This is a genomic window from Nitrobacter hamburgensis X14, from assembly GCF_000013885.1.
Lineage (GTDB): Bacteria > Pseudomonadota > Alphaproteobacteria > Rhizobiales > Xanthobacteraceae > Nitrobacter > Nitrobacter hamburgensis.
In genome coordinates this window covers 2150839-2175774 of the sequence record NC_007964.1, presented here as the reverse complement: position 1 = coordinate 2175774, position 24936 = coordinate 2150839, and the positions used below count along the sequence as shown (strand labels likewise).

Genomic DNA, 24936 nt, shown 5'->3' with positions numbered 1-24936 from the left:
GTTTGGAGCGAGCCGAAACGGCAGCGCTCTCCTGAGGTCCCGTCGCCAGGACGGGGGCGCGCAAGGTCGTGTGTAGTGCTGTGAATGCTTCGGCAAACCACGCTTCCTAGATTGACCTGTCAGCTCTGGATCTGATGACATGGTGTGGCGGCCTTCGCGCTGACCACGGACAGAAGCATGATCCTGGCGATGAGTTATCGTTCAGAGGGGACTTGACGAACGAAGGCCCATTACAGAAGGAACTACTCTGGCGCATATGTGGAACGGCCCGGTTAGCAAGGTATTCGTCGCATAAATCGCCGTCGGACGGTGCAGTCATATGTCCGGCCTAATTGGCGCGGTCCTTAACCGCTGGCCACGATGAGATCCGCGATACCGATCGCCTAATCAAATTCACGCGCTCGAAGGCGCAGTGCGTCAGACGGTCCGGTCGGCATCGAGGTATCGTCCCTCAGGTTCATCATGCTTTGGCACCTTGCCGCTTGATCCCGGCGCGAGACGCCGGAATTCCTTTTGTTCTATGCCCTCGTCATGATCGCGGGTGCTTGGTACGTGCCGCCTTTGACGAGAAGCGCCCAAATCGTGCGGGCGATCTTGTTGGCCAGCGCGACGGCTACGACCTTATATGGTCGCCGTGCCATCAGCGAGATGATCCACGAGGGCAGCTTTACGCCTCTGCGAGCTTGCTTCAGGATCGATGTCGCGCCAACGATCAGCAGCGTGCGCAACTGTTTATTTCCCTGTTTTGATATTCGGCCAAGCCGCTCCTTGCCGCCGCTGGAGTTAGCTCGCGGAGTAATTCCGATCCAGGCAGCAAGATCGCGGCCCGTTTTGAATACCGTGGGATCCTGAATTGTGGCTCGGACTGTCGCGGCGATGATCGGTCCGACGCCTGGGATGCTGGTCAGTCGCCAGGCGGTCTCATCTGCCTTCACTGTCGCGATGATCTTCGTATCGAGTTTCTCGATACGTGCCGTCAGCATCTCGATTTGCTCGGCCATCTCGAGGAGCGCTGCCCGAGCCGCGACTGGGAGACGCGTGTCCTCTGCGTCCCGCAGGACCAGGATGAGCTTCGCGATACTGGTCATGCCCGCGGCGGCGATGATGCCGAGTTCAGCCATATGAGCACGCATTGCATTCGCCGTCTGGCTCCGCTGACGGACGAATAGTTCACGGGTCCTCAGCACCATGCAGGCTGCCTGTTCGGCGGTGGTCTTGATGGGCACGAAGCGCATGGTGGGCCGCGATACTGCTTCGCAAATCGCCTCGGCATCAGCAGCGTCGGTCTTGTTTCTCTTGACGTAGGCCTTCACGTAGGTCGGCGGCATCATCCTGACCGTATGCCCGAGTTGCCCAATGGCATTCGCCCAGTAGTGCGAGCTTGCACACGCCTCGATCCCGACAAGGCACGGGTCGATAGCGCGGAAGAAGTCCAGCACCTGCGATCGCCGCAAGGCTCGGCGGACGACGATACTCCCGTCGCCGGCAATGCCGTGGACCTGAAATACCGACTCGGCCAAGTCTAAGCCGATCGTGATAATCTTCTCCATGGGAACGGTTCCTTTTGTTTCGTGGCGGTTTGCATCACCACGATAAGCACCTTCGGTGCCGCTTCGAAGGGCCGTTCCACACCATCAATAGAAGTCATTCATCGCGACGCGCACGGTCGCCGGCTGCTGCTGCGGTCGGATTGCGCTCCGCCGATAGCCCGTTGCGCATTCTGGCCGAGCAAATCTCCGGTATTGCGCCGAGCGTAACCACGGACGTCCTACGCTCCGCCAGCGCAACCACAGTCGGCTCGTGCTCGATGATCGTTGGATCGGGCACCGCCGACGGATCGTCAGCGTAACCATAGCCGCGGGCGTAACCATACAACGTTACCACCGCAAGCCCGCCAGGCGGCGATGAAGCGTAACAGCCAAACGTAACCATGGGGCCCAAGTCGGGCGCACGGGTGCCGGCGCCGGAGATGCCGAACACGCAGCCCTGCCGGGCGGATCATCATGAGTCAAGAACGGATGCAGTCGGTCGGATCCGCGATACCCGGGACTACGAAGGAAAGTCGGCCGAGTCGATCTTAAGGCGATCCGCATGCAGAGACCAGTCATGAATCCCATGGATATCGCAGAACCTCAGCTTGGCCTTCCGTTCCGCGTCGCTCTCGTCCTGGGCCTCTAGTTCGACGGTGGTCTGGCAGACCTCGGACATCCGGCCGTTTTCGCCGAGTATTTCCTTCAGGAAGCGGACGATGAAGCGGGGCATGAGACACCTCCTATGCTTATGGTGGCCGTCATTCAGGCAGAGGTCTCGGTCCTCGACGACAACTCAGGAGGTCAGACCTTTAAGTCCTAAAGACGCCCGGCGCCGGACGATAGGCCCAGCATTCGCGCCAGCGTCGTCAGCGCCCGGACTTGGGCCTGCCAGACCGGCAACCATGGCGAAGGCTTGCCATCGACGACATAGGCTGCAGCCAACTCACCGGCCGCGATCCGCTCGCCAACGATGGCTTTCGAATAGGCGGCCAGCAGCGGCAGATCGGGATGGCACGAAGTGATCCGGCCAGATGCCAAACCAGCGCGGCGAACTCGGTGCGCTCCAGCTTGTTGAAGTGATCGTCGCCGAGAAGCGTCGTTATAGCAACACTTTGCCCTTTAGTTTGCTTCTATGTGCGAGACCGTTCATCAGCTTGGTTGGAGCTACTTAGCTGCGGCGTGCCTCTGCCCATGGTTGCCTAATTGGTCCTACGATCCTGAGATCAGCCTCAAGCTCTAAGATCATGAGGTGTACGACAAGCAGCAAGCGGATCGGTCACCTCCTGCTCCAAGAACCTACAACGCGCGATCTGGGTTTCTAGATCTCTGAACTGGCGCTCTGTCATCGCGTTTTCGCCCTCTGGCAAACCGACGCCCAAATGCCCGGGTCGTTCCGCTAAAATCTTCGAATAATTTTCTATCGTTTCGATCTTGTTGCCCCTCGGACTCTGGCTTGGGATGATCCGAGTTCCGCCGCGCGCGCGAGGCGCAAGCCGACTGCTTGGCTGGCATGGGCCAACTGACCCTAAACCTTCAACTCCCGCAAACTGGGTCGTGCCGGTCGTGCTGTGAGACGCCTCGACTGCTCGCAATAGGCGGCACCGCGTAATAAGATTGCGGGCCTAGGGTTCCAGCTCGAAGGGGACTTGACCGTAAATTCTTGTTGGACCGCTTGCGTCAGTCCAACCTGGCCGATGATGTCCAGGTCAAGAACGACGTGGTGAAAATGGCTTGCTCCGCGTCGAATTGACTCGCGAATTCCAGAGGCCATGAAGCCCCGACGAGGAATGCGGCTGGAGACCGGCCGTCGCGGCCGAGCAGGCCGTGACTTGCGGGAACCTTAGGTTGCGCTGATCTCCTTCATACAGAGCGGGAGTCTGCGGTGCCAAAGCAGGAGTCGCTTCGCCACTGACGTCGCTGGATGTTAAGCTGATGGCGAGCGCGGCACGGCCGGACATCGGCAAGGCGCTCGATACCGTAGCTATCGATCAGCGTAATGAAGCGGTCGATGGGCGTCGAATGCCCCACGGTGAATATCGCGCCCCTCGGCCACTGTGTTTGCTTCTTCGGCAGATGTTTCAAGGCGGACTGGGTTTTACGAGCATCGCGCCGATCCTGGGAAGGTGACCGTGTAGAACAACGGCCCCGTCGATTGGGATACAAATTTAACAAACCCTTGCTGGATAATTTCGGGATGGAGAGGAACATTGCGCTCCTCATTGGTCTTTACGGTGCCCGCTTCGGGAGATCGCATCACTTACCAGGTCAACATCCTCGAGATGAACGGCGACGGCTATCGTCTCGCGCAAAGCCGCGCCCGAAAGCCCGGCTGAAACCCCTCGAAAAATCGCCGCGAACGCAGGAGACCCCGCTCGGGCTACGCCCTTGTATGGGAGTTGTTCTGTCAAGGCTTCTCGCGTCGGTTCTCCTGATATTTTCTGAGCCGAGTGGAGCTCGCCATTGGGCGCAATGCATCGCGCCGCAACCTTGTATTCGGTTGGGTCCTCGCAGGATCCAAACCATGAAGCAGGCATTCGCTTCGGGGGCGAGGCTCCGAAGCGGCAGGCCCATTCTCCCTACGGCGTCGAAGCCAGGGCGTAGCTCGGGTCACCGCCACCTCGGATCAGCATTGACCGCCTGTCGCAACGTTGTAACCGGCCGTCAAAGGATGTGTCTCCTGTGGACCTATTGGAGCTGCTGCTCACATTCCCGGTCGCAGCACGACACCGGTCGGGACTTCGCCGACTGTCACCATGCGCCAGAGCGCGATCAGCAGCTTTCTGGCGAGCGCCACGATCACCGTCGTCTTGCGCGCACCCTGACCAGTTCGAGCCCGGTACCATTGCGCCAGCCCGCTATCCTTTTGGAACATCAAGAATCGCCAAGCGAGCTGGATTAACCCACGGCGCACTCGGGCATTGCCCGCCTTGGCAAGCCCCTTTTCCCGTCGCCTCGAGCCACTCTCGTCAGGAGAGCCCGTCAAGCCGGCATAGCGGGCCACCGCCCGACGATCGCGCAGGTTGCGGTTCAACACCTCCTGAACCAACATATCGGCCGTTTCCAATCCGACTCCGATAACCCTGGCCAGGAGCGTTGTCATCGCGTTCGGTCGCGACGTGGGTGCCTGCTGCAATCGTACAAGTCGCGCTTGTTCGATGGCCGCGATCTGCTCGCGGATCAAGGAGAGCCGCGTCATCTCGCGCCTCATCTCTTCCAGCAGATTCGAGGGAAGCAGCTCCCCTTCCGGTGTAAGCAACGCGCTCAGTTTTTCCGGAGCTCGCCGCAGTTCCGGCTTGAATCCGCGAATCCCCAACCGTGCCAGGGCGCCCTTCATTCGATTGATGATCCGCGTCCGTTCGCCAACCAGACTTTCTCGCTCTCTGCTCGGCCGCTTGGCGTCTTCCTCCTCGTAGGTCGGAATCGCGACCATTCGGCAATGACCGCGTTCGCCACGTAACCAACCGAGAAAAACGCGCATCAGCATCGCCGTATCCAGCCGGTCGGTCTTCGCCCGTCGGTGCTCGCGCGTGACCGCGACGCTCGTCGAATGGATCACATACGCCTCGATGCCACGCTCTCGCAGCCATCGCGCCAGCCAGAATCCGTCGCGGCCCGCCTCGAAGGCGAGCACGACCCGCTCGATCCGCCGCTCCTTCCTCTCCGCTTCGCAGCGCCAGCGACTGACCAGGTTGAGCAAAGCCACCGGATCGGGATCGAGCTTCTTTACCGGATGACGCTCAATGCCTGGCACCATCCCGGCGACGAGCCAACTCGACTTGCTCAGTTCGATAACCGTCATCAATGTGCTATCTTGAGCCAACGCGGTGAGGGAACGACTCAAATCATCGACTGCGGGCATGAGCTACATCCATCTTTGGTTGTCCAAGCGCCGATGGTGCCTCAACCTCGCCGCTTCCCATAGCTTCTCCCGGCGGTCTCCTGCGTTCGCAAACCGTGGCCGACTATTACTCCGGCGCGTGGCCGGGTTTTACCCCGCCGGTGGTGGCTCGGACCTCTTCGGCGCTATCCGGCAATTCCTCGTCGGTCAGCCAGACCATGGGCCCGCGCATGAATGCACCAAAGGCAAGCGTGTCACGCGCGTCGGCGAGCGTTCGAAGCAAAGCAAGCAGATTGGCGGGTACCACCCGCTCAATCCAGACGCTGATGGCCGTCGTTGGCGGCAAGGCGTCGAAATCGTCGTCGCATCGTATCGACCTTGAAGATGTACGCCGCAACGAGATGGTCCCCGCATCGTTCGGTAGCGTTCATCTGGAAGTGACGTCGTGCGTATGCGGTGGCGGGGCCTCCGCCGCAGAGATGGATGAAGGCGGCAAGATCCTGCCTTTGCCGCTCGTTAGCCGGTACGTTGCCCGCCCGGGTGAGGACAGCAGCTACGTTCCGGTCCAAATATATCGATGCCAGCTCGACGGCATGGCTGGGTATGACGCGGATATAGGGGCCGAAACCACAACCAGTATCTTTGACCGATCTTGCTCGGATGCAGAAACGTGCGACCTCGGAATAGGCAGGATCGGTCATTTGGAATAGGCCGACGGCGCTGGATGCCGGCTGATAGATCTTGAAAGGATTGAAACTGAATTGCCAGCGCCAATAGGTCCGATCGACCGGATTGCCTGAACTCTCGACTTGAGCGAGCGCGGCCAACAATTCCGGCGAGATCGAGCGGGTCGCATATGTCCGAAACAATTGCCCGTAATGTCGCCACGTCCCGGCCGGCTCCTTGTCGAGTCTGTGACCGACGAAGAAGAGCAACTCGGCTGGCTTACGGACTATCTGATAAATGAGGTTCGCCGTCACGCCGGTGGCGAGCACGACCGCCACAGCGCCTGCGATCCGGACAGATCGTGGCGCCTTGGCGATCTTCTGACACGCCCGCGTTCCGCGGCGCCGCCAGCGGCGAAGGTGCGAGGCGAAACGTCTTGATGTTCTGGACATACTGATCCGGGAGACAGGACCCGGCAGTGGTATGGCGGAATGCCTTAACGGTTTCCCAAAGTCCGAAGATCGGGCGTGGCATCAGGTGACTACTCCCAGCTCGCCCAGCCGCGCGGCGAGCACCAGGCTCAAGAGCAAATGGTCGATGCGCAAACCGGCGTTTCGAACATGAAATCCCCGGCCAACCCTGCTTACTCAGGAAGGTCGAGAACGTCTGCGAACGGGGAAATCGACGGGGTGGAACTTGTTAATCGATTGCGGCATGGAACGCGTTCGAAGCACCATCGGCACGTCTGTGCCACGTCCTGAAGCAGCACCTCCGTAAAAGCCCCTAGGAGGCACCCCTTAGGATATCGACCGAAATATTCCGGCGCGCACGTCTCCGATAAACCAAGCCATCACGCATCGAGGAGATGGCGATATGCATACCCAGACGATCACTGCCCCGACCGTCAACGCTCTCGACATTCCGCACGTCATGGCGGCTGAACCGGCCGACCAATTCAGCGCAATCGTCCGTTGCTCGAGAGTGGTCGCAAGCGAATTTTCCTACAATAAGGATGAGGAAATCTACGGCGAGGGTGAGCCTTCCGAATATCTCTACCAGATCATCAGCGGCGCAGTCCGTACCTATAAACTCCTGAGCGACGGACGACGGCAAATCAGTGCATTCCATCTGCCGGGCGATGTCTTTGGCCTCGACCCCGGCTCGGAGCACCGGCTCACTGCCGAAGCAATCACAAACACCACTGTCCGCCTGGTGCCTCGTCGCAACCTCGAGAAGGCTGCAGCGTCGAACGTTCAGGTTACCCGCAATCTCTGGACGATAACGGCAAGCGACCTCCGGCATGCCGAAGACCATATGCTGCTTCTTGGCCGCAAGACTGCGATGGAGCGCGTCGCCACTTTCCTGCTGGAAATGGACCGCCGACTCGCCAGAGCCGGCATGATGGCGCTCCCGATGTGTCGTCGCGATATTGGCGATTACCTCGGGCTGACGCTCGAGACCGTCTCGCGGGCGCTCTCACAACTCAACGATGAGGGCATCCTGATGTTTTCGAGCGCTCGCCAAATCGCGCTGCGCAACCGACAACGGCTGTCCACCATGGAGGCTTGAGGGCACCAACCTGCGGTCCACCTGGCCCGCATCCGCAGAAAACGAGGAGTTTCCCATGAACGGCTATCGCGTCTCTTTCTACAAGGATCTGCTGAATTCGAACGGTCATAATTTCAAGTGTCTTCAGCGTCAGATCGACATTGAATCTGACGATCCCTCTCAGGCGCGGGTCCTGGCAGAACATCAAATCGGCAAAGCGTGCCTGAATATCGACTGTGTCGAGGTGGTGCACCTGGCAGACGACCCCCATGTCGCCAGTTAGTACTTCGCGACGACATGGCTTGAGCAATTATGGATATAAAGGTCGCACCAATCGACGTGACAGAAGCGGCCGTTACGCGATCGGTGGGGATGCGTGAGCATCACGCCGTAAACCTTCCTATCCATGACCATCGCATGGACACATATCCGCCATCGCGCCCGCTAGACGCTGGTGACAATCGCGGGCGTCACAGGTCGGTTTCTCGATGCAGATTGCCGTCACGCGGCGCCACCTCACGCGGAGAGGAATTACTGATATCGTTCGGGCTGAGCGATCACCTTCGCAAAACACCTCGGGTAGGCAACGGCAGCGCGTCGCCGTGGCTCGTGCAACGGCCAACGCCCCTCCGGTCATTCTTGCCGATGAGCCGACCGGGAGTCTGGATTCGCTCGCCACCGCTCAGGTGTTTGGCATCCTTCGTGACCTTGTGACGCTCCGCGGCAAGACCGTTGTCGCGGTCACTCATGATCTAAATCTCACCGTACAAATGATCGGCGAATTCATATTGTTCACGGGAAATTGGCCAAGCATTCGGTCACGTCAAGGAACTGCTCATCGACGAACACGGCTGTACGGTCGGCCTGAGCTGCCTTACTTCGCAAGCGTATATTGGATCTCATTTCCGCCGAGCGCCCGCAGCGCGTTTAGTATGACCGCGACGTCGATCACCTCCTGAAGCAAAGCACCTTGAACGGGCGTGATATAACCAAACGCCGCGGCGATCATACCGAGCAGCGATAGTCCAATCCCCGCAGCGACGCTTTCGAGCGCGATCAAGCGCGACCGCCGCGCGATTTGAATAGCGGGTACGATACGATCAAGATGGTCAACCAGAAGGACTACATCTGCTGCCTCGGCCGACGCTGCTGTGCCCCGTGCGCCCATTGCTACTCCAATATCAGCCGCGGCCAGCGCCGGGGCGTCATTCACACCGTCGCCGACCATCATGACCGGACCGTTCTTCCGCTCCGTAAGAACAACCAACACTTTCTGATCCGGCGTCAACTCCGACCTAACGCCATCGATTCCGAGTCCGCGCGATATAGCTTGCGCGACTTCGCAGCGATCCCCGGTCGCGAGAATAATTCGCTGTATTCCCAATTTTCTCAGCGCCTGCAGAAGGGCCTGCGTACCAACGCGCAATTCATCGGCGAGCACGATCTCGCCAGCCATCTTGCCACCAATCGCAACGGCGACAATCACTGCGCCGGCCTTTTGCGTTGGCTCAAACGAGGTTGTTTCCGTCTTCGTCAATTTAGAACGGACGAAGTGGACGCCGCCGACCGCCACATTTAGCCCGTCAATGCTGCCCTCGATGCCATCGCCCGCTGTCTCGATCACGTTGGACGGGGTCGAGAGGTGCAGCTTGCGGTCCCGCGCCTCGATCACAAGGGTTTGGGCAATAATGTGCTTCGACGCCTGATCGAGCGAGGCTGCAAAACGCAAGATGTCGTCGGGTTCGAGATGATCCCGAACGTTGACCGATACGACCCGCGCCCTACCGTCGGTCAGTGTTCCCGTCTTGTCAAGGACGAGCGAGGACACGCGCGCCAGCGCCTCAATCGCCTTTCCGCCCTTGATCAGGATGCCAAATCGCGCCGCGCGTGAAAGGCCGGATACAATGGCGATCGGCACGGCCAGAATAAGCGGGCACGGCGTTGCAACCACGAGAACGGCGACGGCACGAATGGGATCATCGGTGAAGTACCAGGCTAAACCTGAAATCAGCACGGTCACGCCAAGAAACAATATGGCAAACCGGTCGGCAAGCCGCGACATCGGCGCCTTGGAGCGCTGCGCCTCCTCGACCAGCCTGACAATGCCGGCATAGGTGCTTTCGGCGGCGTGATGTGACGCTACCAGGTCGAAAGCTTCGCCGGCATTGGTCGATCCGCTCATCACTGCATCGCCGGCCCGCTGTTGCACGGGGATCGGTTCACCTGTCAGCGCCGATTGATCCAGAATTGCGACACCGCTGGCGACCGTTCCATCGACCGGGACAACATCCCCCTGTCGAATGAGTAGCCGATCACCGGGCACGATTGTCTCAAGACCGACTTCTTCAAGCACGCTATTGCCATGCCTGACAGCCGTACGAGGTACCCGCGCAAGGATCGCCGTCATCTCGCGGCGCGCGTGACCCTCGGCGTAGGCTTCGAGATACTGACCACCCGAATACATCAACGCGACAACGACAGCCGCAAGGTTCTCGCCAACCGCCAGCGCTGCCGTCATCGACAGCGCTGCTACGATATCGAGCCCGACCTCCGCGCGTCTCAGACTTGCTGCAATCTCATAGAGCAGAGCCACCAGAACCGGCACAGTGAAGGCAGCCCATACCCTTCCTTGCAATGCTGGCAAACCAATTAAAGGCACAGCAAAACCTGATAGAAGGCCGAGAGTCGGTAATACAACAAGGACTGACCGAACGGAAAAATTAGAACGCATGGTCAACGACCTCGATCGAAGCACTGGTCCGGATCTCGAACCCGTCCCGTCGCGCCGGCCGCGAAAATGGGTTCACAACCGACGTCATCTGAATATCGAACTCGCGGTCATGGCGACGCAGGTCGAAAGACCGACCGTAGGAACCCAGATGACGAGAGTAGCCAGCGAGGTACTTTCCGTGAGCCACGCAAACGACACCACTACCGTCAACGGCATATTTTACGCCGCAATCAGCGCCGTGGCTACGAGCGGACTTCCCGTCTGCGGACTCCCCTGCGCAAGAATTTTGGGAAAATCGCCTTCCAGATGCCCGCGCCAATAGTGATCCCGGTGCGTAAAGCAGGAGCAAGGGCAGTCCCAACCGTCGCTTGAGCTTCGCTGGCTGCTTGGTGCCAATCTCATTACCTTCAAACCCCCGTTAACCCAAGGCGTCACCTCGTCGAAACGCTCGACATCAAGCGCGTGGTCCGTCGCTTTGCGCCCCAGCGCAGGAAAAGCCGGGCGACTGAGGATTGCTCAGCAGACCTTCTGGTCCGAGCTCAGACATTTGCGCTGAAGCGCCGCAATTGCCAGCAACCAATCACCGACGCGCACCTCAGCAATGGTCAGTGGGAAAACAGAATCGGAAGGGGTGGACTGGCCAACAAGCTTCTTGTAGCACCGCCGAGAATGAACTCCCGGAGTCTGGAGTGACCGTACGCACCCATCACAAGTGCGTCGGCGCCGCATGAAGCGGCATGGCTCTCGAGAACCTCGCCGATCGTCCGGGCCGCGGCGCCAACCTCATCAAGCGTCACATAGACGCCATGCCGTGAAATGTTTTTCGCGACTTCCTCCGCCGAATTCCTCGCGCCCAAAGCCTTCTCGTTAAAAACGGTCACAACCCGCACCTGCTGTGCTTTTTCCAATACAGGCATGGCATCAGCAATCGCCCGGGCCGCCGTACGACTAAAATCCCACGCTACCACAACTGTCTTGAGTTCGAACCAGTTCGTGCGGTGCCGTTCCGGCAAAACCAGGGTCGGTTTTCCAGATCCAAAAATCACCGCTTCCGCATACCATTGGTTATAGGAGTCGGGCACCGAGATGATCGTGAGATCGCGAAGGCGTGAGTATTCCACGAATGTGTCCGACACCTTGTATGTGACACACCGCTCCAAGATCTTTTCGTGGAGCAGGCCTGCCCTCTCGGCCGCCGACTCAAATGAAGTGAGTAAATCCTGGGCGTTCTTCAGGCTCTTACGCGCCTCGCTGGCGACAATTCCCGCGACGTCCACAAGCGAGCTGGAGAGGAAGGTTCCAGGAATCTCTACACGTGCCTCGCAGGCGATCGCCGCAATGTGTGCGCCCAGCGACGAGGCAAACGAAACTGCATCCTCAATAACCGAAACCGGAGTCGGTTCGGGATAGCTCGTCAAAGTGAGAAGAACGTCTTTTATAGCCATCTGCTTCTCCCCTGAAGTCCTACGAAACTAGCCTCCTCGTTCGGAGGACAATTGATCTGTCGCAGACTCGTCTGCGTCATTTCGTCGCCGAGCGGCTATCGATCGGCGTCGTCAAAATGACGAGAAGATCGTGCGTTCACCGAAGCTTTTGCGCAGCCGGCTCCGTGCAAGGGTCAGGTCATACCCGAGGATTTGACTGATCAACTTTTTCCGTGCTGCTGTCGATGTCGGTAGAAGATCCAGCCGAATATTCAGATGGGTGAAGTCAACATGCCGGATCGGATATCGAGGTCATCGAGATAGTCGAAAAGACCGTCGGTCCAGCGAGCAATGATGATGACGAGGTTTCAGCGACGGACTAGCGTTTCCGGCCCGTTTAACGGCCAGATTCCGCGAGCATGATTTTCGAAGTGTTGGGGAAGCCGATTACGATCCACCGCTATCCCATCCTCCGTGGACAAATGAACGTCCCCGCTGGCGGGCTTCATTCTTGCTTTTAATCCGGATGATGGGCCCTCCATCTGTCGAGAACTCCAAAAGAAAGCATCGCCATCATTCTGCTCGTCGGTTCTAACTAGATCCGAAGACCATCTCAGTATGTCGATGCTCGAAATGACAGATGCCGAAGGCGAGATTTGAGAATTCAGCGTCACGTTTGTTCGTCTGACGAGTTCTCGTCATCAAGTCGGATCAGCCCATTACAATCCTGAAGCTCCTCCTTGGTCTCTGGGTGGCCCGAATATTGACCCAGATCAATCGAAGGATTCGTTCCTCGATTTAGGTTCTGATTGACGTGCCGCAATCATACGGTTCCGTTCTTGGATGATCTTCATTGCAAACATGGAGGTATGAATGCGTGCACATCAGATCATGACCCGCAAGGTGACAACGGTGACAGCCGACACGTCTATTCTGGATGCTGCAAACCTCATGTTGCAACAGCGTATCAGCGGTCTTCCGGTGGTTGACGAGACGGGGCGGCTGATTGGCGTGGTCTCGGAAGGAGACTTTGTGCGACGGAGTGAGATTGGTACGCAACGTCCTCGTATCAGATGGCTAGAATTCTTGATGGGGGTTGCCGGAAATGTCGCGCAGGACTTCGTGCGAGAGAATGGTCGCAAGGTCTGGGAGATTATGACACAAGACGACCTCTGTACCACAACCGAAGACATGCCGCTTGCGGACCTTGTGCGTTTGATGGAACGTCGCAATGTCAAGCGTCTGCCCGTGGTGCGTGGACACACGGTAATCGGGATTGTGACCCGCACCGACCTCCTTCGTTCTGTCGCAAGCTTCGCAAGGGACGTTCCGGACCCGACGGCAGATGATGATCATATTCGTGACCGCGTGATCGCCTCCATCGAAAAGAACGACTGGCGACCAGCGCAATTCGGCGTCACGGTCTGCAACGGAATTGTGCATCTTACAGGCATCGTCGCGGACGCGCGTTTCCGGCGAGCTGCGATCGTGGCGGCTGAAAACGTCTCGGGTGTGAAGCTGGTTCACGACCACCTCTACCTAGTCAACGGTTAGACCCGCCCGAAGCCGCCGAGCAAGACGCATGCGGGGCACGTTCAGCGGCAATAGGTCAGCGTTGCGCATCGCGATGAACGCCGAAAGCGGCTGTAGTCTTCCGCCAGACGTGCGGGGCCATTCAGCAGCGCTCGCAGATCCGAAATCCGAGGGAGCGAAGCCTCGAACGACTTACGCAATCACTGACTGGCCATCGCGCTCGTAACCTTTTGAGGACTTCCCGAAGGGGAGGATTTCCCATTCGTCGCAACCATATGGAGCGAAGATGAAACACCGGTAGAACGAATGTTGAAGGATATTCGGCATCAGACACGTCCGCAATACTCATCAAGAGAAAGTTGGGCTGCGCGGCGAGAGGAATGTCTTGGAGCTTTGCCGCCACAAGGGCATCGTCGCCTCGATGTATTACGGCTGCTCGAAGAAGTCCCTCAAGGCCGGTAAGCGCCGGCTGGCGGGCGACAGGGCCCGCGCTGCGACGTCCGACGAGGTGAAGCGAGATTCGGTTTTGAAGGAGATCGTCGCCTACCTGAGCCTGGAGAACTGGCTGCTCAATAACGTATGGCTTTCCCCATCTGCAAGTGTTTTGTGGCTGATCAATCAGCACCAAGGTGTGCACGTACGCGCGATTGCCAGGATTGTCGAAGAGGCTGGCTCGCAACCCGCGGTGCTTTTGCATTGAAATTGACGTATGGTCTCAGCTGGTTTGGTGAACAAAAGGAACGTCGATGCCGCGACAATTGCTCTGGATCGGTTACTGCACTTTGGTCAGCTCACTCTTGGCGACCGCATGTTTCGCCATTCCGGACCATGGTCCGACGCGGGATGCCGATCACGGCCGGGTGCTGGTCAACCGTTGGTGCGTTAGCTGCCATCTTGTCGGAACGGATCAAAAACAGGCAACGACTGACGCGCCGCCGTTTGCAACAATTGCAAAGAATCCCGACTTCGATGCCGCGAAGCTCGCATTTTTCTTGCTCGAACCACATCCGAAAATGCCCGACATGCAGCTAAGTCGAGATGAAACTTCAGATATCGCGGCGTATATTGCGACGCTTAAATAGCACGACGGTGATTGCTACAGCTCGACCGCCCGGCCATATGAGCCGGTCTGTTAGCCGATGTACTGACCTTCGTAAGGCTGCTATGGCACCAACTGGATCCTTCATCGCCCACGGAGCAGACGTATTTTGGTATGGCTGTTTGAGTACTAGATCGAGTGCCGCGGCAGTTCACTAGTGGAGTGGCGTCATGCCCACGGCCACATGTATCTGGAAGAAGCCGTGGCCGCGCTCTATTCGGGTTGTTTCCTGGCGGCGACGGTGACGTTAGGCGTGGCTGCCGGGGCCGAATTTCTCAGGCTGATCAACGCCGCGAAAAAGAACGCGAAGATCGGCAAGTCGTTCGACAAGGCCTCGAAGGAGAGGTTCATCAGAGCCAAGATCGAAGCATTCCCAAAGGGACAATCTGAAAGCCCTTCCCGACGCTGTCAAGGAAGACCTCTACATTAACCTGAACGACTTCCAGTCGATCATCACGATCTCCAGGAACGAATCCAGACACCATCTGGGGCACAACCTCCCTCGCGTGAACAGGTCTACATCGATCTGCAGATTTTCGCGCCTTATGTGGCTCAGGTCAGGCGCCTTGATCTCGATCAACGCAGTCGCCGGGCCGCGGCCCATGCTGCCTCGACCCTTCTTAACCCCATGAGCAGAGTGATGACCGACCAGCAAGAGAATGCGATTGCCTCGCAATCCGCCACAACCGCAAAAGACAACAGCAAGCAGATTGCCGAGCAACGCCAGGTTCAGGACGCGTTGGAAGACGATGAGGTTCGTGAGGCCTTGAAGCGTCTGCACCAGGCGCGAGAAGAACGGTTAGTTCGGCACCTAACGGATTGAAGCTGATGAATCGATGCCTAGGCCGGCAGAAAGCTTTTGATCTTCGCATAATTCGCCGGCGCCATGGGTCATCGCACCAATACGACGCTTACGCTTATTGCTGCTTCTTGCCCATGTGGTGAGATTCGGTCTTTGGACCGCCCGAGTAGTGATGACCTCCCGACTTTCTCTCGGCCGAAACGCCCAACGTCTCCTTCTTGCCCATATGGTGAGGAACCACGGTCTTCGGTCCCCCGGAGTAATGGTGGCCGTTCGTTTCGGTGTCGTAGCTGGTCTGCGAAACTGCAGGAAACGCGATGAACGATAGCGCGGCAGCGGCGGCAATGATCGTGCGGGCCGTCATATTTGGTTCTCCATTGTGATACGTAAGCGACGAGATGTCAGATCAAGACCTTACGTCGGATTGATTTGGACTACGCAAGGTAACTGACGGAGGCCGTTCTCACTGTGAACAATTCCACATCCTGAAGGTGTCGGGGACGATAGGAATGGGAAGCAATTTAAGCGGCGTCGTTTCTTCCAGGATTGACCTGCATCAATCGATAGGCGGCGGAAATCGGCAGCGGGTTCTGGCAGGCGACGCTGCCGAAATCGCGATGCTTGGAACTCGGCGCGTAGTGCAGCAGATTGTCCTAATCGATCAGCTCACCCAGCGTATGTTGGGATCGAACGTTACCTACTCGCCGAAACGAGGAAGCATCCTTGCGAGCGTTTGATCACGAAGTATCCAATGATGGATCAAAGCAGCGGCGGCATGCAAGCCTGCGACAATCATCAGGGTATGAGCAAGAACTTCGTGCACCTCTTCAATATTCCCGGAGAACGCCCGATCCTTAACCCAAGGCGATGCAATTTCGAACAATCCAAATAATGCAATAGAGTCGCCGCGCGCAAATTGCAGCACGATCCCGGCGACAGGAACTGCAAACAGCAGGACACAGAGCAAGTAGTGAGCGGCGTGCCCCGCGCGAACTAACCAAATGCCAAGCGTTGTAGACCCCGCGGATGGCGGTGGGTTGAAGAAGTTCCACGCCAACCGAACAACAAGTAGAATTATAACAGCGAGTCCTGCGGATATATGAACAAATAGCCCGGCATCACGCTGCGTTCCTTTGGGCAACTCATCGCCTAAAAGACCCAAAGTCCAGGCAACAACCACAAGAATGACGGTAAGCCAGTGGATCGCCTGCGGTATCGCACCGTATCCCTTCGATGAATTGCAGATCAGCATATTGGACCTCCTCCTCACATCTACATCGCGTGTCACCGGCGGTTGTTGATATCGATCAAATGCAGAAGGAGGCGCCGTAACCTGTCTGAACAGGCGCAAGTTAGCTTCGAAGGTGTGTTGCCATAAACCGCGACAAGCGGTTTTCGACGAAACGGCGCCTAGCGCATTCCGCAGTTGCGCCGGGTAATTCGCGAGCACAGCAGCTTGATGCGTGTTTTATTTAGATCGTAGTCTGAAAAATGAGACCACTTTGATGGAGTCAGACCCCGAAGGCGCCGCTTTGTCGCGAAGCAGAAAATATGCCAAGACTGCAACGAACATCGCCGCGATCCTCGACCCCGATCGCGAAAACTATTGGGACCAGCCGCTTCGATCCCGCTTAATGTTGAGATCAACTTGTGTCTTTGTCTACCAGGATCGGGTGCAGGAAATTACCCACACGACGAGTGCGCCGTAGGCGATAAGACCACCCCCTGTCAGACTGAACAGGTGCGAGAAGATAATTCACGCCTCACCGTTAAGCTCAAGCTCCGGGCGCGAACCGGCAATGAAGCCGTCTTTGTTCGGCATCGCCACCTTCGGCAGTGAAACGTTCGACGCTGCAGCCTTTGCGAGGCTGCGACAAGGCACCAGAATAGGCACAGCCTTTCCGTTCGGGCATCTCAGCGCACCCGGCCATTCGTTGTTGCCAATTCTCAAGCGACGTCACAGAACGCCCGGGATGATGATCAGCGTAGCTGCCGCTGCTGTCCTCTCATGTTGATCCAGATCATCGCCCCAACTCCCGAACTCGTGCAAGCAAGCAATGATTAACGGCTGTTCGTAGGAGATTGCAATGAGCCACAGTAAGCAAGGTCAACCACCTTTGGTTGCAACCAAATGGTCCGACCAATACCTGAGCGGAGAGCCGAACGAATATGTCAGGCATAACCCCGCAGAGCGAATAACTATCGCAGCCCTATTCCTTCTGCTTGTAGTGCAGATCGCAACCGGTGTGGTCTTGGCGGCACCGATCTATTCTGGCCGCCGTTAGGCCGGTTCGTTTCGAAGCCCTATGGTGATGGTCCATCTGGCGCCGAGTACGGCCGCTCGCAGTCAGCCAATGCGCTCGACAAGGTGGTTTCTCGCTAGGGCAGCTTATTCACCGATCTTTCCGTCGCGTCTGGCCGAGCTTTACAGATCCTGCGGAGGTCCATTCAAGAGCTCGCGACCGGTGAACTGCCAGTCACGACAACCGCAATCCTTGTTCGGCAGCATCAGTTTGATGGCGGTCCATTCGTAATCGCTGAGTTCGTAGCGCATGATTTAAGGGTCCGGTTTCGGAGCTTAAATCACGTCTCGAGTCGCGCCATCAACCGGCAACGGCCCGTGGTCGTGCGACTAATACTCTGAATTCACTTCCGCGTTCGGCGGCAGGGATATGACTGGAGTTGCTGCTGCTCGAGCCGGTCGCTAATGACCCAATGTATGGTCCGGCCGTGCGTTGCAAGAGGTTTTCGTCGAGCTGTTGGTTTGCGGTCTTGCATCAATGTATCCGGCCTCTGATTGGAGCTTTTGCTGCGGGCCACCATGGATATCAGCGCGCATGCGTTCTCATTAGCGGACAGGCCTCAAGTGGGCCATTCGGGTCACCAGTGTTCGCATGCGCCGGGAAGACCGATCCTCCATCTCTTCTTATTCCTCTCGCAGACCTCGGCTGGAAACTGTTGATAGGGTTACGTCATCGCTTGCTCCTCATTTCGCGCAGTTCCTTTGTTCGAGCCAAGCGTCCGTTCCTTCGTCCCGGCCCGTAGAATCGATCGCGTCGCGCGCAGGGGCGGTCGAGGCCGGCCGTCGCGCTTGGCTTGCGGCTGGCTCCGGCGTTGCCAGGCTGCGCCTTGACCGCGCCGAGCACGGCGCGAGGATCAAGCGGGTCGGACGCCTGCATCGTCGGTCCTCGTCAACTCGAAGGCGCGTCCTTTAGCCAGCACCGCCCAGGCGATGCGGGCAAGCTTGTTGGCGAGCGCGATCGCCAGCACGTTGTGGTGCAACCGCCTCTTGGCAGCTTCGATCCAGGATTTGAGCCCGTAACGTTCCCAGTTCTTTATCCTGACCAGCACAACCCATGCCGCCTGCACAAATAGAACGCGCAGGTAGCGATTGCCGCGCCTCGAGATTTGGCCGAGGATCGTGCGGTCTCCCGTCGAAATCTGCTTGGGCACCAGTCCGAGCCAGGCGCCGAAGTCGCGGCCTTTGGAGAATACGTCTCCAGTGCCGATCGCGGCCACCATGGCGCTCGAAATGATCGGTCCGATGCCAGGCACCGTCATCAGGCGCGAACATGCCTGATCTTGACGGGCCAGTGCTTCGATCTCGCCGGATAGGCCATCGATGCGCTGATCCAGCCGACGCCAGTCGCCTGCCAACTCCTCGATGACACGCAACATGCGTGGCGACAGGGCATCAGTGCGCGTCGCAAGGATGGTGGGCAGTTCCGTGCGCAGGAAGCCGATACCCTGGCGCACGGCGATTCCGCGTTCCAGCATGAAGGCGCGAATCTGGTTGATGAGGCCGGTGCGTTGCGACACCAGCCGCTCGCGCACCCGATGCAGCGCCTGCAGATCCAGTTGTTCCGCGGTCTTGGTCGCCACGAACTTCATCGTCGGGCGCTGCACGGCTTCGGCAATCGCTTCGGCATCATTGAAGTCGTTCTTCTGTCCCTTGCTATAGGGGCGGACATATTTGGCCGGCATCAACCTGGCATCGTGACCAAGCGATGCGAGGTTGCGGCTCAGGTGATGTGCGCCGACGCAGGCTTCCATGCCGATCAGGCAAGGCGGTATATTGGTGAGCCGCGCTTCCACTTGGCCACGCGACCACTTTTGCCGCAGCACGATGGCGCCGCGCGCATCGTGGCCCACGACGTGGAACGAGTTCTTGCCGATATCGATGCCGATCACGGCGATCGCGGTATTGGGTGTCTGAGACATGGCGTGCTCCTTGTCTTTGGCGCCCCTTGCCAGCTTCGCTTGCTGGCAGGGCAGGAGCACGGCCGGACCATCCCATTAGCGGAAATACTGTGCAATTGGTGGATGAACGGAGAGTTGGTACGAGGCGATGGCTCCGTCCCGACACAAGTTACACGTTAAGCAACTGCCACGGGACGCCACTCAGCAACAAGCGTCATTGAGTTTGAAACAGCGAGGACAGCATGGTGCTGGCCGACCCAGAAAATTGCCGCCATCGAATTCTAATTGGAGAGTGGACGTTTGTGAGCAACCTCAACTCCTCGAACGAAACAGGTACTGGACGCGCGGCGAGGCTCGGTTCACCTCTGGAGGTACTCCGGATTTTTCTTAAGCTCGGACTGTCCTGCTTCGGCGGCCCGATCGCCCACATTGGTTACTTCCGCGATGAGTTCGTTGTGCGCCGGAAGTGGATAGACGAACATGCCTTCGCCGATCTCGTCGGGCTTTGCCAGCTCCTGCCGGGCCCCTCCAGCAGCCAGGTCGGTTTCTCGATCGGGCTGATGCGGGCAGGCTATCTCGGCGCACTTGCCGCCTGGAGCGGCTTCACCCTGCCATCGGCCGCTATCCTCGTCGTCTTCGCATATTCCGCCCGCGCCCTGAGCGGATCGGTGGGCGCCGGGCTGCTGCATGGGCTGAGGCTGACGGCGGTCGCTATCGTCGCGCAAGCGGTTTGGGACATGGCGCGCAACCTCTGTCCCGACCTTGAGCGCGCGTCGATCGCCGTGATGGTAACACTTATCATCCTGTCCTTTGCAACGTCAGTCGCCCAGATTGGAGCGATCGTGCTCGGCGGGCTCGCCGGTCTCTGGCTGTGTCGCAACGAAGCACAGACTCCTTCGGGACAGGTCGATAGCCCGGTGTCGCGCAGTGTGGGACTGGTGGCCCTCGCCATGTTCTTCCTCCTGCTGGCGGTGCTTCCCGCACTGCGTAGCCTGACGGTATCCAGCAGCGTTGCCTTGTTTGATGCCTCCTACCGTTCCGGCGCACTCGTCTTCGGCGGCGGCCACGTCGTGCTCCCCTTTCTGCGTGAAGCGTTCGTCGCGCCGGGCTGGTTGACCGACGACGCCTTTCTTGCTGGCTATGGCGCCGCCCAGGCGGTGCCGGGCCCGCTATTCACCTTTGCTGCCTATCTCGGCGCGGTGGTCTCTCCGGAGCCGCACGGACTTGCCGGTGCATCACTCGGCCTCATCGGTATCTTCCTGCCGGGAATGCTAATCCTCCTTGGCGCGTTGCCGTTCTGGGACTCGTTCCGTAAGCGCGTCGGCGCCCAGGCCATGATGCGAGGCGTCAACGCCGCGGTGGTCGGCGTGCTGGGCGCGGCCCTCTACAATCCGGTGTGGACCACGACGATCCACGCACCGGCCGACTTCGGCATCGCGCTGGTTGGTTTCGTTCCGCTGACCGTCTGGCGGGTGCCACCGCTCGTCGTCGTGGCTTTCAGCGCCGCCGCTGGCGCGGCAGCAGCGTTCCTCTGACGTCCGGAATAGCCGAATTAAGCCCGAGTTACTCGGCCCCGTTAAGCCGATCTTCAATGAAATTGCCGAAAGTTCCCGATCTGGAGATCGCGCGTGGACCAGAACCGGACGGATGCTTCGCGGGTGCCCGCGCTCGACCTGCTGCGGCTCGCCGCCGTGGCGGCCGTGATCCTGTATCACTATGGCTTCTGGGGGCCGGCTTCGCACGGCGCACCTCAGGTGGCCATGCCGGCGCTGGCGCCGGTGGCGCAATACGGATTTCTCGGTGTCCCGGTCTTCTTCGCGATCAGCGGCTTCGTCATCGCCTACTCGGCGGAAGGGCGCACCGCCCTCGGTTTTGCCATCGCCCGCTTCAGCCGCATCTATCCGACGTTCGTCCTCTGCATGACGCTGACGTTCGCGGCGGTCCTCCTGTTTGGCGCCGACCATTTCGAGGTGACAGCGCGGCAGTGGTTCGCCAACCTGTTCATCGCGGCGCCGTTGCTCGGCCAGCCCTATATCGACACGTCTTACTGGTCGCTGGTGATCGAAGTGGTGTTCTACACCTGGGTCGCCGTCTTTATGGCACTTGGACTGTTTCCACGCCGGATCGACGCGATCATTATCGTTTGGCTCGCGATCACCTTCGCCAACGAACTAACGATCGACGCGCCGATCTTCGAGAAGATGTTCATGGCCGACGACAGTGGATTCTTCGCGGTCGGTCTCCTTATCTACCAGCACTATCGCGGCCGTCGTGACGCGCGCTGGTGGGCGCTGTCGGCGCTGGCGCTCGGAACGGCCATTTTTCAGGCTGTCCACAAGCTCGAACGTCTTGGCGTACACACCAATGGATCCTTCGATCCCAAAGTGGTTGCCGCAATATGCGTCGTGTCGCTTGGAATCGTGCTCCTCGCCACACGGGTCAAGCGCGTACCACTACCGGCCAAGTTAGTGCTGGCCGCAGGAGGCATCACCTATCCGCTCTATCTGCTGCACATGCAATTCGGGTACGTCATTTTCAACACGCTCGCCCCACAGCGGAATGTCGCACTTTTCGTCGGCACCATCATCGCCGGCGCATTCACACTCGCTTACGTCGTCTGGCGCTTCTTCGATCGACCGGCACACCATCGGACCAAAATTGTCCTCTTGGGTCATGCAAACAGGTTCGGGTGGTTGACCGGTCCTAGGGGCTCAACAGGCGAAGTTCGCTCCGTCTGAGTCTTGCTTCTTGGCCCTCCGCGTCAGCGCTGCAAACCATGGTCGCTATCAGTGCATAGCGGACGTCACCGTCCTCCGGCTGTCTGCAACGGCTTGTTGTGGTGCGGAGTTCCGGAGGCGGTCAGGCGAATCTCGGTCGCCATGATCACCGCTGACTACCCGCCGACGACGCTGGAAATTTCTCGCGAGGCTGGCATTTCGGTGGAAAGCAGTCGCCCTCACCGGAAGAGAGATCGCGGAAAAGGATTCCGCAGTGCTCCGCGCGCGCCTGAAACCGTGCGAGCCTTGGCCCACGTGATGCCGAAACAGAAGCTGGTGCATGATCGTTCGCTATGACTGGCGACGAGCTCAACAATGCTCCCGCTCTAAGGGGACGCAGGTCGCCCTCGGCGATGGGGCAAGCGGGGTACGGATGTAGTTCGATTGGCGTTACTGCCGGTTTTGTTCAGGATGCCCCCGCTCTTCTTTCCCATGCACCCCATTTTGCTTGCACTCGCCATCGACCCGACGCCGCAGATTTTGCTGCTGTAATCCTCGGCAGCCTGACCCTCGCGTTTGCTGATCCCGCCGAGATCGGAAACATTCTTCTTCGATACCCGGCGCTATGCGGTTTGAGGCATTTCATCTCATGGTCACTGTTATAGCCCATTCGACGAGGTCAGCGCTGTGTTTCACGTCACGTCACCGTCACTTCCTGTACTCGCTTTGACCATCCTCGCGGTCTCGGCGCCGGCAGTTGGTTCGGCGTTGCAAATTCGGGGCTTCGCTTCACTGAGACATCAGGCAGCAGATCGGGCTCGACGTTAGTAGATCGCGGGTCATCCCACCAAAGATCCATTCATTGAGTCGGCTATGGCCGTAGGCTCCGGTGACCAGGAGATCAGCTCCTTCGTCCTCTGCCAATCCGATGATCTGATCCGCACCAGACCCGCGGGCTTGTATTTCAACCCGACGTTCGGCCTTGATCCTGTGCTGCTCGAGGTAGCGGACGACGTCGTCAACATGATGGCGCGCGGTGTCCATCTGATCCTTCTCACATATCTCCAGGATGGTCACGCGTTTTGCTTCGTGAAGAAACGGCAATGCATCCTGAACCGCTCGCCGCGCCTCCCGCGTGTCCTTCCATCCGATCACGATGTGGTCAGCGGCCAGGGATTTCACTGCCGCAGGTACCACCAGGAATGGACGGCCAGCTCCCAAAATGGCCGCACCAAGATCGACGGTCCGGTAGATATCGCCCGATCTATCTCTTTCGACGAGGATCAAATCAGCACATCGCGCTTCGCCGATCAACGCCAGCGTGGGAAACTCGATGGCTGATCGCCATTCGACCCGACGGCTAACTCCGGCAGCTGCTTGAACCTTGTTTCCAGCCTCCGCAAGACTGGCTTTCATCTTTGCGATATCGAATTCCGTCGCGTTGTCGACGATCATAACACCCCCGGCGACAACCGGCGGCATAATCGCAACGGTCGACAATCCAAGGAGCTTGGCTCCGAATTTGTCTGCCACACCCACTGCGACTCTAACGAACTGTTTCGAGACGTCGTCGACACTGACCCAAACCATCAGCGTTGCATAGGACATACCATTCTCCTCTTATGGGGCTCACTTCTTTCACTGAATCCACGTCTTGGCGCAGGCTCCTTGAGCCAGATCAAATTCTTGTGACGCAGCGTTTGTGGCCCCGGGAGACTCGCACCACATGATCAAAGTTCAAGCGATCGCGAAGATCGCGCCGCGATGCGGCTGTGGCATCGCGTCCCATTGCGCGGCCCCTGGAAACGAGCAGCCACACGTCCTGAGCAGTCGATGAAATCTAATTAATGGCGCTGGCGTGAACTCTCTGGTGCTGATGGAGTTGGTCCGAACTTGATAGGCAAAGTGCCTGCAAACGGCTTTAATCCCGACAAGATGGCAATCGGCATTTATTGGGTCGTCGCTCTAATATAAAAATGCCATCGGGGCCTCGGCGGCCCCTCGCCGCTACGGCTTTAGCGGGCTCAGAGAACCAGGCGCGTTGACGGCAGCGCAGCCGGTTCTGTAGCCCGCCGCCAAAGAAACACACCAACGGCCTCCTGAACGACCTGAGGTTGGCGATTTGGTCGCCTCGGCAACAAAACCCTCCTCGCGCTCTGCGGGATACACGGCGAGTCGTCATCCTCGCCGCTTTCAGTGCAGCAAAACCATCAAGCAGGTCACTTCGTCCTCACTCACTTCGTCGCCGGCGTCACCGCATCGAGGCGATAGCTGCCGTGGCAGGCGACGCAGGCCGATAGCTGCGTGCTGAGACTCGCGAGCAGTTGTTCGCTGCTCGCGCCCGAACCGGCCGCAGTAGCAATTTCATCAAAGCGCTTATGGACGCTGAGCCCGAGCTGTTTGAACTCGAGTGGCAACTTGGCCATCAGTGCCGGATTGACATCGGCGGCCGCTGCCGCGCCGCTCGCGCGCGCCGCCTGCGCAACCTGCTTCATGTCGCCTGTCTTCACCCCATCGACGACAACCTGCACGGTCTCAAGCATGCCGCGCATTTCGGTGAGCACGAGATCGCGTTCATCCGATGCCAGCAGAACAGCCGTGCGCCCGTCGGGCGCCACCCGCGTGTGACCGCGAATGAAGAAGAATACGGCCACGGCAATAGTAACAAGCCAAAGGGCGATGGCCGCGATGGACAGCATACGTGCAGTCATAGGATCATTCTCCTTGTTGCCCGTGGGTAGCAATTGTTGCCGGTGAAGTAACCGCCATCCATGCGGTGTCTACCATCGGTTAGCCGGATTGACGCACGAGCGGCTTCCATGGTGCACGGGCCGGCACCAGCCGTC

Annotated in this window: 23 protein-coding genes and 3 pseudogenes; 11 read left to right on the top strand and 15 right to left on the bottom strand. The window is 58.7% G+C overall.

The features are described from left to right. Positions 1-518: 518 nt before the first annotated feature. The 4 genes from NHAM_RS09985 to NHAM_RS09970 all read right to left on the bottom strand — a co-directional run bounded on the left by NHAM_RS09985 (position 519) and on the right by NHAM_RS09970 (position 2570). A complete protein-coding gene (locus NHAM_RS09985; protein WP_011510441.1) occupies positions 519-1550 on the bottom strand; it encodes an IS110 family transposase in 1032 nt (343 codons plus the stop codon). A gap of 94 nt (positions 1551-1644) precedes the next feature. After that, positions 1645-1980 carry a hypothetical protein gene (locus NHAM_RS09980; RefSeq protein ID WP_011510440.1) on the bottom strand — a complete coding sequence of 112 codons (336 nt, stop codon included), beginning with the start codon at positions 1978-1980 and terminating at the stop codon, positions 1645-1647. A gap of 69 nt (positions 1981-2049) precedes the next feature. Then, on the bottom strand, positions 2050-2262 hold the full coding sequence (locus NHAM_RS09975) for a hypothetical protein (protein ID WP_011510439.1): 213 nt from the start codon (positions 2260-2262) through the stop codon (positions 2050-2052). Positions 2263-2348: 86 nt separating this feature from the next. Then, on the bottom strand, positions 2349-2570 hold the full coding sequence (locus NHAM_RS09970) for a hypothetical protein (RefSeq protein WP_011510438.1): 222 nt from the start codon (positions 2568-2570) through the stop codon (positions 2349-2351). 1157 nt (positions 2571-3727) lie between these two features. Between NHAM_RS09970 and NHAM_RS24820 the strand changes: the two are divergent. Next, a pseudogene (locus NHAM_RS24820) lies at positions 3728-3865 on the top strand (AAA family ATPase); the annotation flags it as partial. A 368-nt stretch (positions 3866-4233) separates the two neighbouring features. Here the strand turns inward: NHAM_RS24820 and NHAM_RS09965 are convergent. From NHAM_RS09965 to NHAM_RS09955, 3 genes are all read right to left on the bottom strand, one after another. Then, positions 4234-5391, bottom strand: a complete 1158-nt coding sequence (locus NHAM_RS09965) for an IS110 family transposase (RefSeq protein WP_011510436.1) — start codon at positions 5389-5391, stop codon at positions 4234-4236. Positions 5392-5497: 106 nt separating this feature from the next. Continuing rightward, complete coding sequence (locus tag NHAM_RS09960; RefSeq protein ID WP_041357928.1) at positions 5498-5677, bottom strand: hypothetical protein; 180 nt, start codon at positions 5675-5677, stop codon at positions 5498-5500. Positions 5678-5681: 4 nt separating this feature from the next. Further along, positions 5682-6488, bottom strand: coding sequence for a transglycosylase SLT domain-containing protein (locus NHAM_RS09955; RefSeq protein WP_011510435.1), 807 nt, complete (start codon positions 6486-6488; stop codon positions 5682-5684). 421 nt (positions 6489-6909) lie between these two features. Between NHAM_RS09955 and NHAM_RS09950 the strand changes: the two genes are divergently transcribed. The 3 genes and pseudogenes from NHAM_RS09950 to NHAM_RS28865 form a co-directional block, all read left to right on the top strand. After that, positions 6910-7605 carry a cyclic nucleotide-binding domain-containing protein gene (locus NHAM_RS09950; RefSeq protein ID WP_011510434.1) on the top strand — a complete coding sequence of 232 codons (696 nt, stop codon included), beginning with the start codon at positions 6910-6912 and terminating at the stop codon, positions 7603-7605. Between the two features lie 55 nt (positions 7606-7660). After that, complete coding sequence (locus tag NHAM_RS09945) at positions 7661-7867, top strand: hypothetical protein (RefSeq protein ID WP_041357926.1); 207 nt, start codon at positions 7661-7663, stop codon at positions 7865-7867. 209 nt (positions 7868-8076) lie between these two features. Then, positions 8077-8452, top strand: a pseudogene (locus NHAM_RS28865) (hypothetical protein); the annotation flags it as partial. A 6-nt stretch (positions 8453-8458) separates the two neighbouring features. Here NHAM_RS28865 and NHAM_RS09935 read toward each other — a convergent pair. Then, entirely contained in the window at positions 8459-10315 is a 1857-nt protein-coding gene (locus NHAM_RS09935; RefSeq protein ID WP_011510433.1) for a heavy metal translocating P-type ATPase, read from the bottom strand. Between the two features lie 605 nt (positions 10316-10920). Next, positions 10921-11760, bottom strand: a complete 840-nt coding sequence (locus NHAM_RS09925; protein ID WP_011510432.1) for a universal stress protein — start codon at positions 11758-11760, stop codon at positions 10921-10923. Positions 11761-12612: 852 nt separating this feature from the next. Between NHAM_RS09925 and NHAM_RS09920 the strand changes: the two genes are divergently transcribed. From NHAM_RS09920 to NHAM_RS26630, 5 genes and pseudogenes are all read left to right on the top strand, one after another. After that, positions 12613-13293 carry a CBS domain-containing protein gene (locus NHAM_RS09920; RefSeq protein WP_011510431.1) on the top strand — a complete coding sequence of 227 codons (681 nt, stop codon included), beginning with the start codon at positions 12613-12615 and terminating at the stop codon, positions 13291-13293. A 285-nt stretch (positions 13294-13578) separates the two neighbouring features. Further along, positions 13579-13843, top strand: a pseudogene (locus tag NHAM_RS28140) (IS3 family transposase); the annotation flags it as partial. 175 nt (positions 13844-14018) lie between these two features. After that, the gene (locus tag NHAM_RS09910) at positions 14019-14354 is read left to right on the top strand and encodes a c-type cytochrome (protein WP_011510430.1); all 336 of its coding nucleotides are present in this window, start codon (positions 14019-14021) and stop codon (positions 14352-14354) included. 174 nt (positions 14355-14528) lie between these two features. Beyond that, positions 14529-14801, top strand: a complete 273-nt coding sequence (locus NHAM_RS26635) for a hypothetical protein (protein ID WP_011510429.1) — start codon at positions 14529-14531, stop codon at positions 14799-14801. A gap of 210 nt (positions 14802-15011) precedes the next feature. Then, positions 15012-15194, top strand: a complete 183-nt coding sequence (locus NHAM_RS26630; RefSeq protein ID WP_157043584.1) for a hypothetical protein — start codon at positions 15012-15014, stop codon at positions 15192-15194. Between the two features lie 94 nt (positions 15195-15288). On the opposite strand, the gene NHAM_RS09900 is transcribed toward NHAM_RS26630, so the two are convergent. The 4 genes from NHAM_RS09900 to NHAM_RS09885 all read right to left on the bottom strand — a co-directional run bounded on the left by NHAM_RS09900 (position 15289) and on the right by NHAM_RS09885 (position 19394). Then, positions 15289-15537, bottom strand: coding sequence for a hypothetical protein (locus NHAM_RS09900; protein WP_011510427.1), 249 nt, complete (start codon positions 15535-15537; stop codon positions 15289-15291). Between the two features lie 333 nt (positions 15538-15870). After that, the gene (locus tag NHAM_RS09895) at positions 15871-16425 is read right to left on the bottom strand and encodes a cytochrome b (RefSeq protein WP_011510426.1); all 555 of its coding nucleotides are present in this window, start codon (positions 16423-16425) and stop codon (positions 15871-15873) included. Between the two features lie 1173 nt (positions 16426-17598). After that, positions 17599-17727 carry a hypothetical protein gene (locus tag NHAM_RS28860; RefSeq protein ID WP_283805375.1) on the bottom strand — a complete coding sequence of 43 codons (129 nt, stop codon included), beginning with the start codon at positions 17725-17727 and terminating at the stop codon, positions 17599-17601. Between the two features lie 602 nt (positions 17728-18329). Beyond that, positions 18330-19394 (bottom strand): IS110 family transposase, encoded by a 1065-nt coding sequence (locus NHAM_RS09885; RefSeq protein WP_041358913.1) that lies wholly within the window; start codon positions 19392-19394, stop codon positions 18330-18332. Between the two features lie 221 nt (positions 19395-19615). On the opposite strand from NHAM_RS09885, the gene chrA reads away from it, so the two are divergent. Beyond that, positions 19616-20908, top strand: coding sequence for a chromate efflux transporter (chrA, locus tag NHAM_RS09880; protein ID WP_011510423.1), 1293 nt, complete (start codon positions 19616-19618; stop codon positions 20906-20908). Positions 20909-21001: 93 nt separating this feature from the next. Continuing rightward, positions 21002-22111 (top strand): acyltransferase family protein, encoded by a 1110-nt coding sequence (locus tag NHAM_RS09875; RefSeq protein ID WP_011510422.1) that lies wholly within the window; start codon positions 21002-21004, stop codon positions 22109-22111. A gap of 768 nt (positions 22112-22879) precedes the next feature. Here NHAM_RS09875 and NHAM_RS09870 read toward each other — a convergent pair. Then, complete coding sequence (locus NHAM_RS09870; protein ID WP_011510420.1) at positions 22880-23698, bottom strand: universal stress protein; 819 nt, start codon at positions 23696-23698, stop codon at positions 22880-22882. A gap of 626 nt (positions 23699-24324) precedes the next feature. Further along, positions 24325-24789 carry a hypothetical protein gene (locus NHAM_RS09865; protein ID WP_245270044.1) on the bottom strand — a complete coding sequence of 155 codons (465 nt, stop codon included), beginning with the start codon at positions 24787-24789 and terminating at the stop codon, positions 24325-24327. Between the last annotated feature and the right edge of the window lie 147 nt (positions 24790-24936).

What these genes read in the sequence shown, in the direction of transcription:
- NHAM_RS09985 (WP_011510441.1), bottom strand. Translation starts at nt 1,550, where the DNA reads ATGGAGAAGATTATCACGATCGGCTTAGACTTGGCCGAGTCGGTATTT.
- NHAM_RS09975 (WP_011510439.1), bottom strand. Translation starts at nt 2,262, where the DNA reads ATGCCCCGCTTCATCGTCCGCTTCCTGAAGGAAATACTCGGCGAAAAC.
- NHAM_RS09965 (WP_011510436.1), bottom strand. Translation starts at nt 5,391, where the DNA reads ATGCCCGCAGTCGATGATTTGAGTCGTTCCCTCACCGCGTTGGCTCAA.
- NHAM_RS09955 (WP_011510435.1), bottom strand. Translation starts at nt 6,488, where the DNA reads ATGTCCAGAACATCAAGACGTTTCGCCTCGCACCTTCGCCGCTGGCGG.
- NHAM_RS09950 (WP_011510434.1), top strand. Translation starts at nt 6,910, where the DNA reads ATGCATACCCAGACGATCACTGCCCCGACCGTCAACGCTCTCGACATT.
- NHAM_RS09945 (WP_041357926.1), top strand. Translation starts at nt 7,661, where the DNA reads ATGAACGGCTATCGCGTCTCTTTCTACAAGGATCTGCTGAATTCGAAC.
- NHAM_RS09935 (WP_011510433.1), bottom strand. Translation starts at nt 10,315, where the DNA reads ATGCGTTCTAATTTTTCCGTTCGGTCAGTCCTTGTTGTATTACCGACT.
- NHAM_RS09925 (WP_011510432.1), bottom strand. Translation starts at nt 11,760, where the DNA reads ATGGCTATAAAAGACGTTCTTCTCACTTTGACGAGCTATCCCGAACCG.
- NHAM_RS09920 (WP_011510431.1), top strand. Translation starts at nt 12,613, where the DNA reads ATGCGTGCACATCAGATCATGACCCGCAAGGTGACAACGGTGACAGCC.
- NHAM_RS09910 (WP_011510430.1), top strand. Translation starts at nt 14,019, where the DNA reads ATGCCGCGACAATTGCTCTGGATCGGTTACTGCACTTTGGTCAGCTCA.
- NHAM_RS26630 (WP_157043584.1), top strand. Translation starts at nt 15,012, where the DNA reads ATGACCGACCAGCAAGAGAATGCGATTGCCTCGCAATCCGCCACAACC.
- NHAM_RS09900 (WP_011510427.1), bottom strand. Translation starts at nt 15,537, where the DNA reads ATGACGGCCCGCACGATCATTGCCGCCGCTGCCGCGCTATCGTTCATC.
- NHAM_RS09895 (WP_011510426.1), bottom strand. Translation starts at nt 16,425, where the DNA reads ATGCTGATCTGCAATTCATCGAAGGGATACGGTGCGATACCGCAGGCG.
- NHAM_RS28860 (WP_283805375.1), bottom strand. Translation starts at nt 17,727, where the DNA reads ATGCGCTACGAACTCAGCGATTACGAATGGACCGCCATCAAACTGATG.
- NHAM_RS09885 (WP_041358913.1), bottom strand. Translation starts at nt 19,394, where the DNA reads ATGTCTCAGACACCCAATACCGCGATCGCCGTGATCGGCATCGATATC.
- chrA (WP_011510423.1), top strand. Translation starts at nt 19,616, where the DNA reads ATGGTGCTGGCCGACCCAGAAAATTGCCGCCATCGAATTCTAATTGGA.
- NHAM_RS09870 (WP_011510420.1), bottom strand. Translation starts at nt 23,698, where the DNA reads ATGTCCTATGCAACGCTGATGGTTTGGGTCAGTGTCGACGACGTCTCG.
- NHAM_RS09865 (WP_245270044.1), bottom strand. Translation starts at nt 24,789, where the DNA reads ATGCTGTCCATCGCGGCCATCGCCCTTTGGCTTGTTACTATTGCCGTG.